Origin of the sequence: Streptococcus sp. 21.1 (assembly GCF_016648635.1) — a bacterium.
In the GTDB taxonomy this organism is placed as follows: domain Bacteria; phylum Bacillota; class Bacilli; order Lactobacillales; family Streptococcaceae; genus Streptococcus.
Map to the genome: position 1 here is coordinate 53,358 of NZ_JACLQL010000007.1, position 14,948 is coordinate 68,305.

Sequence of the window (14,948 nt, forward strand, 5' to 3'; positions counted from 1 at the left end):
AGCTTTTTTTAGTATCATAAAATCCCTGAAATGGTCTTAACAATATCACGATTGGCATCAACATTATGCACACGGACAATCTGACAGCCCTTGCTAACAGCATAGCCAGATAGAGCAGCCGTTCCCTGATCACGGTCCTTAGCTTGGGTATTTCCACCTAGTAGGTAGTTCACAACACGCTTACGAGAAATCCCAAAAAGAACAGGATAGCCCAAGGCAACGACCTTGTCCAAACCTTTTAGCAGGTCAATATTGTGTTGGACATTTTTCGCAAAGCCAAAGCCTGGATCAATCCAGATATTGTCCTTGGCCACACCTGCTTCCAAGGCGGCCTGGGCTCGTTGACTGAGGAATGTACAGACATCTTCTGTGACATCATTGTATACTTCTTCTTTTTGATTATGCATGAGAATAATCGGCACATTCTTTTCAGCTGCTAAAGCTAGCATCTGACCATCATAGAGTCCAGCCCAGACGTCATTTAGAATATCTGCCCCTGCTTCAAGAGCAGCTCTGGCAGTAGCTGTCTTATAGGTATCAATACTGATGAGCACATCATATTTTGCCTTGATAGCCTGAATAACTGGCACGATACGAGCAATCTCTTCTTCCTCGGTCACAAATTCTGCTCCTGGTCCTGTAGATTCGCCACCTACATCGATAATGGCAGCTCCCTGGGCAATCATACGCTCAACCTGAGCCAACGCATCCTCTACAGTGTCAAAATCGCCACCATCTGAGAAAGAATCAGGGGTGACATTCAAGATTCCCATAATACAGGCCTTACCTGCAATCTCATGTTTGCCAATAAACATCTTAACTCCTAAAAATCACGCATCAATGAAAGAATTTCCTTGCGTTCTTCACGGTCTTCTTTATAAAGGCCCTTAGCGACAGTTGTGATTGTCTTACTTCCTGGTTTCTTAATGCCTCGCATGGTCATGCACATGTGCTCTGCTTCAACCATGACAAAAACTCCTCGAGGATTCAGAGCTTCTTCAAGTGCTGTAGCAACTTGATCTGTAAGACGTTCTTGCAACTGTGGACGACGAGCAGCTACTTCAACCGCACGCGCTAATTTGGAAAGTCCTGTCACCTTGTCTCCACTTGGCAAATAAGCCACATGGGCCTTACCATAAAATGGAACCAAATGGTGCTCACACATAGAGTAAAAAGGAATATCCTTGACAAGGACAACTTCGTCATGGACTTCTGAAAAGACAGCTGTAAATTGATCCTTAGGATCTTCATTTAGACCTGAAAACATTTCAGCATACATCTTAGCCACACGTTTTGGTGTGTCCAAAAGTCCCTCACGCTCAGGATTTTCACCGAGAGCTTCCAATAGTTGATAGACTGCTTGTTCTACTTTTTCTTGATTTGCCATAATTTCCTCCTGCAACGTTATAATACTATCTATTATACCTTATTTTGCTGGATTTTTCTTGCAAAAAATAAGATTTCCTAGCTATCTAAATCTCAAAAAAAGCGAAGACCACCTTTCATATAGAGGTTATCTTCGCTTATATTTTTTAGTCTTTCAAGTGGTAAGAATAAGATGAAACCACAATATTCTCACGCCATTTGAGATAATATTTCAATCGTAAACTCATTTGGTTGTGAAGCATGGTTTGCCATGATTTTTTAGGTACAAACTGAGGAATCATGACTGTCAGAGTCGCATTATCCTTCTCAGCTTGAGTGGCGACCTCGTCCACATACTGAATGGTTGACTGAGTGATTGAGCTATATGGTGATTGGATATGAACCATCTCAATTTCAGGGAAATATTTTTTAAACTCTTGTTCAGTTTCCTTGTCCTTGTTCTCTGTATCCTTAGTAGATACATGCATGGCGATAACCTTGTCACCAATAGAACGTGCATAGGAAATAGCTCCGATATTAGCCTTGGTAACATTCCCAACAAGGATAAGAACAATATTTCCTTGATAATGGTGTTCTTCTACCGCTCCATCAATACGCAACTGTTGAGCAACACCATTATAGTGTTTTTTAATCTTAAGGAACATCCACATCAAGATTGCAATAATCGGGAAGAATGGCCAGATATCTCCTAAACGGAAAAGGAAGAGAATGAGAACGATAGCATAACAAATGAGGGCACCTAAGATATTTGCTAAAGAGTGTTTCCAGAATCCCTTACCATATTCACGAATCCAATGGACAACCATCCCCGTTTGAGAAAGAGCAAATGGAATAAATACACCGATGGTGTAAAGCGGAATCAACCGTTCCGTATTTCCTCGGAAAATAAACAAAAGGGTAATGGCACCAATTGCAAGTGTCAAGATCCCATTAGAGTATCCCATACGTGCACCTTTTTCAAGATACATGTGAGGCATGTATTTATTTTTCGCCATATTAAAGGACAACATCGGAAAGGCTGAAAAACCTGTGTTAGCTGCCACTGCAAGAATCATAGCAGTAGAGAATTGGAAAATGTAAAATAGAATACTACCAATCCATGATTGACCAAGAATTTCTCTAGCCATTTGTGACAAGATAGTTACTCCTGCATGAGGTGTAATACCTGTCCACCAGTTGAGGAAGGTAATTCCCGCAAACATAGCCCCCAAAATGCTAGACATGATAAAGAGGGTTGATGCTGCATTTTTAGCCTTAGGTTTTTGAAAGAAAGGCACCGCATTAGAGATGGCTTCAACCCCTGTCAATGAGGCAGAACCTGAAGTAAAGGCCCTTAAAATAAGAATCAATGACACCCCTGTAATGGGTTGTCCTAAATGTGCTGTGGCTGCGTAAGGCATATGACCAGTTAAAATTTGAAAGAAACCAAATCCCAACAAGAACAGCGTCGAAACAATGAAGAGATAAACCGGTATCATCAAAGATTTTGCCGATTCACGCATTCCCCTAAGATTCATAACCATCAAAACAAGCACCAAAATCATTGATATCTCAAGATTGAAAGGATGAAGGAAGGGAAGGGCTGAAGTAATGGCATCTGCACCTGAGGCCACTGAAACAGCAACTGTCAACATGTAATCGACCAAAAGACTGCCACCAGCTATCAAGCCAAACTTAGGAGACAGATTTTCCGTCGTTACCATATAGGCACCACCACCTTGAGGATAGGCCTTGATAACCTGTCTATAAGAGATGGTAAGGCTGGCCAAAAGGACGAGAACCAAAAGCCCAATAGGGATTGACCACCAAATAGCCGCACTAGATACAGCTGTCAGAACCAAGACGACTTGCTCTGGACCATAGGCGATAGATGAGAGCGCATCACTCGACAACATGGCCAAGGCCTGAATCTTGGACAATAAGTGTTCATCACCACTATCATCATGAGTTAAAGGTTCACCAATTAAAATGTTTTTCAGATGTTGAAACATTGCGATCTCCTTGCTTTTAAAACATACGAGGGTTATTATACGCCCCTAAATGTCATCTTTCAAGTCTTAAACATCACTTGCCTGATCTAAAACCCATTTTCTGACCTGAGAAATAAAGTATAGAGATCCCGTAATCACATAAAGTTTCTTATTGTCAGTCGTTACATGTTCTTTAATCCATGTTTTGAAATCTGGTACCTGCTTATAAACCTCTGGGTATTTATCTAATTTAACACTGTTTGGATAGTCAAAACTCGTTACAGTCAAGTCACCAACCGATTTTAGTTGAGCCAGCATACCATCAATAGGCTTGGTGTCAATAGCCGCAAAGAGAAGTTCAATCTCCTTATCTGCATGTTCTGATTGCAGCAAGTCAATCAAAACTTTAACACTCTCATTATTATGAGCACCATCAATCATGAGATTAGGTCTTAAAAATTCTGTTCGACCTCGCCAATTGGCATGAGCTAGTGCTTCCTTTATGAGTTTAGGAGTTACTTTAGGATAATCTTTTTGAAGCAATAAAGAGGCCATAATAGCTAAACTAGCATTTGCTACTTGATGTTGACCAGCCATGGCCAAGGCTATATCATCTAACCTTTGCTCCCCATAGGTAAAATCAAAGGAATGACTAGACCCTTCAGCTGTGAAATCTCTCCCCAATTCATAGGTCTTGGCCCCTTCTTCACGCGCCTTTTTCTCGAAAACATCTCTAACATCAGTACGGTCAGTCGCATAAATAAAAGGAGCCCCATTCTTCAAAACACCAACTTTTTCTGCTGCAATTTCAGCATGGGTATTTCCCAAAATAGCCTGATGGTCCAAACCAATCGAAGGGCAAAGAACTGCCAAAGGCTTAAATAGATTAGTCGAATCATGAAGGCCGCCCATTCCAGCTTCAATGAATGCGATATCAACAGGATGGACCTGACCAAAATAGAGGAACATCAGAACTGTGATAATTTCAAACTCTGTCGCATTTTCATGCTCTGTCTCTTTTGGTAGACGTTCAACCACAGGCTTCACACGACTAACCAAGTCAAGTAAGTCCTCTTCTGAAATCATCTGACCATTAAGAGAGATTCGTTCCTTGAAGTCAATAATATAGGGCGAGGTAAAGGTTCCAACTTCATAGCCTGCCTGGGTAAAAATTGTTTGTAGGGCATTGACTGTAGACCCTTTGCCGTTTGTTCCCACGATATGCACAGCCTTGAGATTATCTTGTGGATTTCCCAATTCTTTAAGCATCCAAGCCATACGCTCCAAGCCAGGCTTGATGCCAAATTTTAATTGTCCATGAATCCAATCCAATGCTTCCTGATAAGTCATAATTACTCCTTTTTTGGCTAATGCTTCAACTTAGTCATTAAACTGACCTTTAAACTAGATTCCTAGTTTTTCCTTGAGCTTAATGAGTTGACATTCTTATTATACCAAAGACTTCTAGTCTATAACCAAAATATGCAAAAAAGGCAACCCTAGGGTCACCTCTTAAGCTTTCTCTTTTTCGTCAATAACAAGACGAACTTTTTTACCTTGAGTAGGTACCGAATAGACAATCGCTCTTATCGCCGTAATAGTACGTCCTTTTTTCCCGATAACACGCCCAATATCGGCTGGGGCAAGATCAAGATGGTACTCCAAAAACTCAGGACCGTCAATGATTTTGATGGTCAACTGATCTGGTGAAGCAATTAAAGGTTTAACGATAGCGATAATAAGATTTTCAATGGTATCCATAGGCTAAAAAATTATTTTGAGAATTTTGATTCGTGGAATTTCTTCATAACGCCTTCTTTTGAAAGGATGTTACGAACTGTATCTGAAGGTTGTGCACCTTTAGACAACCACTCAAGAACACGCTCTTCTTTAAGTGTTACTTGGTTTTCTTCAACGAGTGGGTTGTAAGTACCAACTGTTTCGATGAAACGTCCATCACGTGGAGCACGTGAATCTGCAACGTTAATACGGTAGAAAGGTTTTTTCTTAGAACCCATACGAGTCAAACGGATTTTTACTGCCATTTTTAATATCTCTTTTCTTTAGTTTTTTTATTATGGTGAGGGCTCTTATCGCCCCTCGACCTTAACTAGTATACCATATCATTTTTATGTGTCAAGAAAAAAACTTGACAGACTTAAATTTTCTACAAAAAAAAAATTAGAGTTTGACTCTAACTTCCTTTTAGACTATTTCTTAGTTGTGGTCTTATGATTTTTTTCATAAGCTACTTTTGCTTCAGCATATTGAGCTTCTAAACTCTTAGCCGCTGCCTTTGACACTTTCTCATAAGTATCACGACTAGTCAACTTGCCATCCTCGTTGTATGTAGAAACAACCAAGGTATCTTTATTTACAGTATAAGACTTGGTACGTTTTCCTTTACGGTAGAGTCGGTAGTTATCTACGTTATCCGAAATATAGTAATCTACTAGATTCTTATCTGCATTTGGATAAAGTTGCGATACAACTTTAGTCAACTCACGCTTAAATTCTGAAACTTCTTTAGTATAGGTAATAGATTTATTCCACTGATCAACAACTTGATATTCCTTCAAATAATCTGAAGCTGTAAAAGTAGGCTGATCCTCCTCACCTTCTTTATAGAAGTAAGAATGCGTTTGTAAATTATTAGAATGATCAACTTTAAGGAAAGAGACGTAAATTTCATCTTTATCTTCATGTTCTTTCAGAGCATTGGTTAACTTACCAGAATTTTCGTCCAAGACCTTAGACGATTTTAATTCCCAAGTTCCCTCAATGTTCCCCGAAGCATTACGCCAAAAACCGTATACACCACCGACAAGCAACATCAAAACAACAGCAACAAGACTAGAAATCAAGGCTCCTTTGCCCCAATTTTTGGCCTTTTGCGACTTTTGATTAGCGTTTTGAATCGTTTCTAGAAGACGAACCTGACTTTCCAATCTCTTTTCTAATTTGGCAACTGTCTGTTCTTCCTTAGATTTAGCTTTGGCAGCTAGCTTTTCGGCTTTTTTCTTATCACGAGCAGCTTGACGAGCAATCTTCTTAGCTGCCTTTTCTTCCTTACGATAAAACTTTGTCAAATCCTCAGATAATCCAAGATGCTGTGCTTGGTTACTGAAAACTGGAATAGCTTGATTAGGTTCACTCGAGGTATTAACAGAATGATTTCCTGCATCTGGACGGGTTGGCGCATAACTTGCCAAACGTTCCTTAGCCTCTGCCACGCGTTTGCGCTGTTCCTCTTCCTTTTGAATATCCTCAGCCTGACGGCCCGACTGAATGGTTCTTACTTGAACAACAGTCTCTTGAGATAGGGCCCTTCTCTTTTCCTGGGCCGCATTTGCCATAACTTCTTGCGCGTTGTCACGATCTTTCTGAGACTGAGCTAGTGCTCTGGCGGTTGCGGTTCCTTCTTCAAACTGTTGGTCAGTTGCTGATTCACCTTGATCAGCTACTTGGTTATCCTCTGTACCTTCAGAGAGAACAAACTCTCCTCGTTCCAAGGCCTCTTTGAAGTCGATTGGTCTTGGTTTTCGGCCATTAACAGCCTCAAAGTACTCTAACCATTCGTCTTTCAACATAATAAATCCCCCTGAATTAAAAAACACATGATTAACTTCCCTATTTTACCATACTTTTTAACATAAAAATAGGGATTAACAAGAATTCTAAAAATTCTTATTAAGTCCCCATTAATCTTCTTTTGGTGTAATAGACAATAATTGGACAAAACGGTGTTGTGCTGATTCCGTTTCAAGCGTGACATTATCATATCTAAAGAGAATCTCTTCAATATTTGCTAAGCCCAAACCACGACCTGTTCCTTTCGTTGAAAATCCTCTTTGTTTCAAAGGAGCTACATCAATAGAAGCTTCCTTAGTTGAATTTTCAACAACAATAACTGATTGATTTTCCATCTTAAAGATAGCAATAGATAATTTTGGTTTATCTGCTAATACAGTAGCTTCAATAGCATTATCACAAAGAATTGATATGATTGTAATCAAGTCGAGTGGACGCATATCTGTGAAGAAGACTCCCTCTTCAACCTCCACATGGCATTGAATACCTTTATCAAAAGCCTCAGCCACTTTAGATGATAAAAGACTCTTAAGTGGCATATTGGTCACACGAGTTAATTTTGCCAAATCAAACTTTTGCTGCTTCAAATCTGATGCCGAATCTTTCAAGACACTATCATAAATCATCTTGATTTGATCGATGTCTTTCATCTGGATGGCTTCATTAAGCGAAATCATAACATTAGTATAGTCGTGACGGAAACTGCGTAGCGTTTCGTAAAGACTCTCGACCTGCTCAGAATACTTCTCTAAATCATCCAAGTGACGTCGATTTTCTTTTCTACGCTCATTTTCAAAGAATTCATCTGCATATTTATTAACCTTGTAAACAGCATAAAAAATAGCTACAAACCCCACTAAGGTTATCACATGTCCAGCATAGTACAAGGCAAAAAATCGCGAGGCCACGACGACAGAATAGTTCAAAATCACATAGCCAATCAAGATAAAGTTAGTGAAAAACATAATCCGACCAAATTTACGATCTCGCTCTAAGACCCTCAAATATTTAAAATCAATGTTAAGGAGCTTGGATAGAGCGACAAATGTTGGAATAATTAAAAGGTCAAAGAAAATGAAATAAAGATAACTTCTGTTTAGAAAATCCGATGTGATGCCGAACCCTGGCATCAGGAAGTAGGCATAACCATTAAAAATCAACAGATAGAGAACTAGAGGATAGAAGGCATAAAAAGCCAACATATTGGTGGTTCTCTCCTTGCCATAGAAATAGGCATAGAAAAGAAGGTAGAACGGTGTCATAAAGGACAAACCGACATTATATGACATCCCCAGTATTCCCCCTATACATTCAACCAGGAACGCAATAGGAAGGATCATACGTGGTACCTTGACCAAGCTGGTCTTTTCGTAGATCCACTGTATGACAATGAAATGCAAAAGATATTCTAATGCAATTTGCAAATTGAGCATCATTTAATGGTTAGCCACCTCCTTCTAGTCATCTCTAAATATACGGCAAAAAGCCATAACACTATTCTATCACAATTCCTGATAATAGATGAGATAAAATTAAATAATTATCTCGAATTTCAGAAAACTTTCAATAATGATTAGAGAAGAAGGGGAAAATCTAAGACCTAACGATTTTTCAAACGTTCCAAAAGTTCCTTTTTACGTGTCCGCGATAGGAGGCATGACTCATTTTCCTCAAAGAAGACCATATTAGCTGTACGATCCACACTTGTCACATTATTCACATTGACAACAAAAGAGCGGTGCGTTTGGAAGAAAATATCATCCAATTTTGCTACTTCTGCAATTTTCCCATAGAATTCCACTAGGTTTGACTTGGTATGAGCGATTAACTTATGTGGCACAGGGGCTGTCTCAATGTATAAAATGTCATCATAAGGAATATTAACATCATTTTTATCCGTTTTAACAGTTAGACTCTGTGCCTTGGTTTCTTGCTCAACCTGTGAATAAGCAAAATCTAAAAGTTCTACTAAAGCTCTCTTAAGATCCACATCTTCCATGGATTTATCGACAAAGTCTAGAGCTTGAATCTTATAACGGAAGGTCAAGGGCATAAACTCCGAGTAAGCTGTAACAAAGGCAATTTGTGCTTTCAAGTCTTCCTTACGGATTTCAAGCCCAATATCTAGTCCCTGCTTAGTTTGATTTTTAAGGTCAATATCCAAAAGATAAACCATGGATTTACCCGAACCTCTATCAGCATCTAACAAGTCCTGACCCTGTTCATAAAAAGTAATCCCATCAACAACGGCCTTCGACTCCTCAACTGCTTCGTCCAATAAACGACCAACACGATGACGCTGCAAGGCATCATCTTCAAGGACGATAATAGAAAGCATCTTATTTCCCTCTTTCTTTCTAATATACTTTAATATACCTATCTAATATTTTATCATAATTAATCGGATAATATTCCTTTTTTCACAGCATAAAGTCTTTTTATCTTACCTAATTTCATTTATAAAACAATTGTTATCTCATTGTCACTTTATATTCATTTTTAGGTGTTATCATGAGAACTGTTTTTGTTTTAAATTAAAAAGGAGAAAGTTATGTTACATTCTTTTAAAACGCAAGGGACTAGGACAAAGACCTTGTTGACCCTTGCAACTGTCGGTATAATTAGTGCTTTTCTTGTAGGAAGTCCTCAGCATGCCTCTGCGGATCAAACCTATGTTTCAGATCCTAACCAGACTCTGACATTTTCCGAACTTGAAACAGGTACAACTACAAATACCATCGCTCAAACAGGTGTTTCTACTGAAACACCTACTACTGTGACTACTATATCACATACCTCTGTGGATGATCTTCATACACATGAAAATGACTATGAACAAACTCCCACAAACACTCCAACTTTTGAGGAATTGAAACAAAATAGTCAAACAGCTAGCAGTACTGTCGACAGCCAGACTGGAAGCAAAACCTATGAGACTAGAATTCCGACAAATACAGATAGCAATCATAAGGCTGTAGAAAACCAGTCTGAACCAAAGACCGAAACTGTCGCTCAAGCACAAACCTGGTCAAAAGATGGTGCCACATGGGTTTCAACAGAAATTAATAATGGTAATGTTCATAAGATTCTATCTACTTATATTCCAAAACCATTAACACCTTCTACAAAACCAACGACAACAGCTACACCAAAACCTAAACAATCAACTCCTGCTGTTAGTCAACCTAAAAAACCAGCCACAGTTGTTAACAAACCTACAACATCTACAACTCAACCTAAGAAACCAACGACTGTTGTAAACAAACCAGCGACTTCTACAACGACACAACCTAAGAAGCCAACAACGACTGTCACTAAACCAACAACTCCTAAAGCTACTCCTATCCAACCTGCTAAACCAGTGGACCGAGTTGCTCAAGTATGGCAAAAGAATAACGAACTCGTAAAAGAGAATTACGATACTCCTCACTGGTCAAGTAAGGAAGCGACGGTTTTCATCAATGCTAAAAATCCTGAAATCGTGAACGCCTACAAACAGGCTATCACTTCTTGGAATAACACTGGTGCCTTTAATTTCTTGCTCACTAACGATAAACAAAAAGCCAACATCATTGCTGATGAACGTTATGAAGGTAATGTGGCAGCTCCTCTTGGAGTTACCTACTCTACTTACTACCTCCCAACTAAGCAATATAGTAATGCTACTGTTTACTTGAACACCTTCCATGTTCAAAACAAGTATTACCAAAAGAACGGTGGGAAACTCCTTAACACTGCGCAACACGAATTAGGACACTCAATTGGACTTGAACACAACAGTGCCGTTGCCTCTGTAATGGAACCTAAAGGTGGTAAGACAAGTATCCAACCTGTTGATATTAACAATGTTAAGAAACTCTATAGCAAGATTTAAGTTCTTACACCATCACTACAAATACAAGCAGACCTATCAGGTTCTGCTTTTTTTATACAAGTGAGATGACCATTCAAGACCAGAAAATGACTGTTCATGATTTTTTCTTACACATTTTGAGATTGTGTAAAGTTTTCTTCATTTTTTTTGGTAAAATAGAAAATGTAAAGAGAGACCGGATGAGTTAGAAAACTAAACTTTGTTAGTTTTTGCTCATTATTCTCATAAACAGAATAAAAATAGTCTAGGAACCCTTCTTAACATTTATACCTATCTTCCCCAAACACTTTTCCCCCATTCCTAGATTTCCAGATCTCTCCTAATAAAGAACGTCTAGCAACAGCAGCTAGGCGTTTTTTAGTGTAGTTAAAGCACATAGTCATCGATATTATCCCAGTAGATTTGTAAACACTCAGAAAAATTTTCACAAAAATACCATTCAAGACCAGAAAATGACTGTTCATGATTTTTTCTTACATATTTTATTTTTTTGTAAGTTAACTCTCAATATTTTTGGTACAATAGATAATGTAAAGAGAGACCTAATGAGTTATAGATAAGTGTTTTATCATTTAAAACTTATTGTTCTCACAAATATTTTTTAAATAGTCTAGGAACCCTTCTTAACATTTATACCTATCTTCCCCAAACACTTTTCCCCATTCCTAGATTATCAGATCTCTCATAAGAAAAGCGTCTAGCTCACCCGGCTAGGCCTTTTTTCTTTTTCCATACTTTTGCTATAATAGAGTCATACCGTTTGAAAGGAACTCATAAAATGACTATAAATCAGCAACTTCTTTGCTACAAACGTTTACCAAACTGGACAGCTACAACACTTCCAGAAATGGTGACGCAAAAACACAATACTAAGGTAGGAACTTGGGCTAAATTGACCATTCTATCAGGATCTCTCCGCTTCTACGAATTAGATGAACAAGGACAGGTTACTGCAGAGCACCTTTTTACCCCCGAGACAGAGATTCCTTTTGTTGAACCACAAGCTTGGCATCGCATCGCTGCTGCATCAGATGATTTGGAATGCTATCTTTCTTTTTACTGTAAACCTGAGGACTACATGGCTAAAAAGTATGACACTAAGGCTCACTCCGAGGTTCTTGAAGCAGTCCAATCTGGCTATATCAAACCTGGTCGCACCCTCGACCTAGGCTGTGGTCACGGCCGTAACGCTCTTTATTTGGCATCTCTTGGGCATGATGTTACAGCCGTTGATGTTAATAACGAAGCTACACAACGCATCCAAATGATTGCAGATGAGGAAAATTACAATGTTAGAGCTGGCTACTACGATATCAATGCTGCTGCTCTTCCTGAGTCTGAGACCTTTGATTTCATCCTCTCAACAGTCGTCTTTATGTTCCTTGATCCCGATCAAATTCCGGCTATTATCAAGAATATGCAAGAGCGTACTGTTGTCGGTGGCTACAACCTAATTGTTTGTGCCATGGACACTGAGGAGCACCCTTGTACCATGCCTTTCCCATTTACTTTTGAAGAGGGTGAGTTGAAGAACTACTATAGAGACTGGGAGTTAGTCAAGTATAACGAAAATCTTGGTCACCTTCACCGTTTGGATGAATATGGCAATCCCATCGCCCTTCAATTTGCAACCATGTTAGCTAAGAAGGTTAAATAAGAGCGAATGACTGTAGAAGAGCTGATTACAGTTTGACTTGTCTTCAAATTAAAAACTAGGATTCCAGTTGGAATCCTAGTTTTTAATTGTTTACAATATCTGCATATCCTGATTTAAGGTCAGCATTTTCCGTTTCTTTGACATAATAGACACCACCATTGGTAGTTGGTGAATAAAGAACAAAGGGAGTCCCATCTTTTTTAATGGTAAAGAAATAACGGTGAACAGAGACATTTTCCCATCTCTCGTAAACCGAAACAATGGTATACTCCGAATTACTATTACCATTTGCAGCATAAGTAGCATCCACAGTCTGGTTATGGTCCGACATCCAACGGATAGGCAAGGAAGAAGCTTCATTGGTAATTTCTTTGTATCCAGGCTGATTCATCTGATTGCCCCAAGAAACCATCAAACTAGCAAGGCGACTAGCTTTGTCATTGGTCCAACGTGGATTTTCAGTATAGGCTTCCTTGGCATGGTTAGCGTCAGGTGTATCAATGCTTGCACTGCTAGATTCACTTGTCTTCGTATTTTCGGTCGATGACGTACTTGGCTTTGCACTAGCCTTATCTGTCGATGAGAATATCGAGCTAGCCACTGTGGCAGACGACTTAGTCTGTTTGACGTTCTTCATTGAACTAGAGACTAGAGTCAAGCCAATGCCAACGACGATCGCTACTAGAGCCCCCAGAAGAATATAGATATAATTATAATTTTTCGAGATTCCAATAAGGCCAGACTGATAGGCTAATTGTAGTTCATCAGGTTTCGGTTTACGCCCTTGAACTTGCTCAAAACGACTTATCCATTCTGCTTCTGATAGCTTTCGCATAATTTTCCTCTTCTCTTTATCAATTATCTTCCATCCTATCATAGAACAGGGATGATGACAATAGTAGAGAGAACTTGAGGCTTACCTTCAACCTATTATCTATCCTTTATTTTCAAAATGACGACGAACAAGTCGATTATAGGAGGGTTGTTTCTCCAAAAGTTGAAATGCCAAGTTCAATCGTCATAAATCTTTTCTCCAGTGATTCTTTTATTTTTTATGAGAACAACACTACCACTAATTAGTAGTAATTACAAATAAAAAAACCTAAGACTCTATTTTCCAAGAAAAACTAATAGGGTTAGGCAGAAAAGTAAAACTAAAACACCCACAACTAGTAGGAGACTAATCTTATAGCCTAGGGGATTTTTGGGATTTAAACTAGTTCCAACGCCATACCTACGGAGGACAAATAAGGGTTCTGAGGGAGATTGCTTAAGGTTGTAGCCTAAGAGATACCTTAAGTAAAATAAAAAGAAGACACTCATCCCTGGAAAAATGACAAGTGGAAGAATAATTCCCTGTGACCACCAAATCATGATTATAAGAATGATTTGTATCAACAAGAGAACCCAAAACATGTAATAAATGTATGATTGCTTTTTCATTAATATGTACCTCTCAATCTAAGATAAGTATACTCCTCCTAGCTTCCCTTATCAAACCCATAACTCGCCTGACACCTTATTTTCTGCTACAATAGAAAGGAAAGATTCAAAAAAGGAAACTGTACACATGAAATTAATTTCTTGGAATATTGATTCACTAAATGCCGCCCTTACTAGTGATTCTGCACGCGCTCAATTATCACGCGCTGTTATCGACACCTTGGTCGCTGAAAATGCAGACATCATTGCTATTCAAGAGACAAAACTGTCTGCTAAAGGTCCGACTAAAAAGCATTTGCAAATCTTGGAAGACTACTTCCCTGACTATGACAATACTTGGCGTTCATCTGTTGAACCTGCCCGTAAAGGTTATGCTGGAACCATGTTCTTGTATAAAAAAGAACTGAATCCAGTCATTACCTATCCTGAAATCGGAGCACCTTCAACCATGGACTGTGAAGGGCGTATCATCACTCTCGAATTTGACAATTTCTTTGTGACACAGGTCTACACACCAAATGCTGGTGATGGCCTCAAACGTCTGCTTGAACGTCAAATCTGGGATGAAAAATATGCGGATTACCTAGCTGAATTGGACGCTCAGAAACCAGTGCTTGCGACTGGTGACTACAATGTTGCCCACAAGGAAATCGACTTGGCTAATCCTTCAAGTAATCGCCGTTCACCAGGCTTCACAGATGAAGAACGTGCTGGTTTCACTAACCTCCTTGCCAAAGGTTTCACAGATACCTACCGTCACCTCAATGGCGATGTTACAGGTGCCTATACATGGTGGGCCCAACGTAGCAAAACATCTAAAATCAATAATACAGGCTGGAGAATTGACTACTGGTTGACTTCAAATCGTATTGCCGATAAGGTCACAAAATCAGATATGATTGACTCTGGTGATCGCCAAGATCACACACCTATTGTCTTAGAGATTGACTTATAAAACAACTCTAGACCTAAATCCCTAAAAAGAGTAGAACTACTACTCTTTTACTTTGCCCAACTAAGGAGAAAT

13 protein-coding genes are annotated in these 14,948 nt (G+C 39.1%); 3 read left to right on the forward strand and 10 right to left on the reverse strand.

Translation table 11 applies throughout. The annotated features are described in order from the left end of the window. Nucleotides 1–14: 14 nt before the first annotated feature. From folP to H7U01_RS06515, 9 genes are all read right to left on the reverse strand, one after another. Nucleotides 15–815: a dihydropteroate synthase gene (gene folP / locus H7U01_RS06475; protein ID WP_070437742.1), complete on the reverse strand. Its 801-nt coding sequence runs from the start codon at nucleotides 813–815 to the stop codon at nucleotides 15–17. A gap of 8 nt (nucleotides 816–823) precedes the next feature. Next, nucleotides 824–1,387 (reverse strand): GTP cyclohydrolase I FolE, encoded by a 564-nt coding sequence (gene folE, locus H7U01_RS06480; RefSeq protein WP_002884345.1) that lies wholly within the window; start codon nucleotides 1,385–1,387, stop codon nucleotides 824–826. Between the two features lie 145 nt (nucleotides 1,388–1,532). Then, nucleotides 1,533–3,377 carry an APC family permease gene (locus H7U01_RS06485; RefSeq protein WP_201041306.1) on the reverse strand — a complete coding sequence of 615 codons (1,845 nt, stop codon included), beginning with the start codon at nucleotides 3,375–3,377 and terminating at the stop codon, nucleotides 1,533–1,535. A gap of 66 nt (nucleotides 3,378–3,443) precedes the next feature. Further along, complete coding sequence (locus H7U01_RS06490; RefSeq protein WP_201041307.1) at nucleotides 3,444–4,706, reverse strand: bifunctional folylpolyglutamate synthase/dihydrofolate synthase; 1,263 nt, start codon at nucleotides 4,704–4,706, stop codon at nucleotides 3,444–3,446. 162 nt (nucleotides 4,707–4,868) lie between these two features. Further along, nucleotides 4,869–5,117, reverse strand: coding sequence for a KH domain-containing protein (locus tag H7U01_RS06495; RefSeq protein ID WP_002884680.1), 249 nt, complete (start codon nucleotides 5,115–5,117; stop codon nucleotides 4,869–4,871). 11 nt (nucleotides 5,118–5,128) lie between these two features. Continuing rightward, nucleotides 5,129–5,401, reverse strand: a complete 273-nt coding sequence (gene rpsP, locus H7U01_RS06500) for a 30S ribosomal protein S16 (protein WP_002884675.1) — start codon at nucleotides 5,399–5,401, stop codon at nucleotides 5,129–5,131. Between the two features lie 165 nt (nucleotides 5,402–5,566). Then, a complete protein-coding gene (locus H7U01_RS06505) occupies nucleotides 5,567–6,946 on the reverse strand; it encodes a hypothetical protein (protein ID WP_201041308.1) in 1,380 nt (459 codons plus the stop codon). Between the two features lie 111 nt (nucleotides 6,947–7,057). Then, entirely contained in the window at nucleotides 7,058–8,236 is a 1,179-nt protein-coding gene (locus H7U01_RS06510; RefSeq protein WP_064524194.1) for a sensor histidine kinase, read from the reverse strand. Nucleotides 8,237–8,547: 311 nt separating this feature from the next. Continuing rightward, the gene (locus H7U01_RS06515; protein ID WP_183135818.1) at nucleotides 8,548–9,285 is read right to left on the reverse strand and encodes a LytR/AlgR family response regulator transcription factor; all 738 of its coding nucleotides are present in this window, start codon (nucleotides 9,283–9,285) and stop codon (nucleotides 8,548–8,550) included. Between the two features lie 213 nt (nucleotides 9,286–9,498). Here H7U01_RS06515 and H7U01_RS06520 point away from each other — a divergent pair, with 213 nt between their 5' ends. Together H7U01_RS06520 and tehB are read left to right on the forward strand one after the other, a co-directional pair. After that, entirely contained in the window at nucleotides 9,499–10,821 is a 1,323-nt protein-coding gene (locus H7U01_RS06520) for a matrixin family metalloprotease (protein ID WP_201041309.1), read from the forward strand. A gap of 778 nt (nucleotides 10,822–11,599) precedes the next feature. Further along, entirely contained in the window at nucleotides 11,600–12,478 is an 879-nt protein-coding gene (gene tehB, locus H7U01_RS06525) for an SAM-dependent methyltransferase TehB (protein ID WP_037598358.1), read from the forward strand. Between the two features lie 82 nt (nucleotides 12,479–12,560). Here the strand turns inward: tehB and H7U01_RS06530 are convergent, their stop codons facing one another. Beyond that, entirely contained in the window at nucleotides 12,561–13,313 is a 753-nt protein-coding gene (locus H7U01_RS06530; RefSeq protein ID WP_070437755.1) for a DUF4767 domain-containing protein, read from the reverse strand. A 735-nt stretch (nucleotides 13,314–14,048) separates the two neighbouring features. On the opposite strand from H7U01_RS06530, the gene H7U01_RS06535 reads away from it, so the two are divergent. Next, complete coding sequence (locus H7U01_RS06535) at nucleotides 14,049–14,876, forward strand: exodeoxyribonuclease III (RefSeq protein WP_002884246.1); 828 nt, start codon at nucleotides 14,049–14,051, stop codon at nucleotides 14,874–14,876. Nucleotides 14,877–14,948 lie beyond the last annotated feature (72 nt).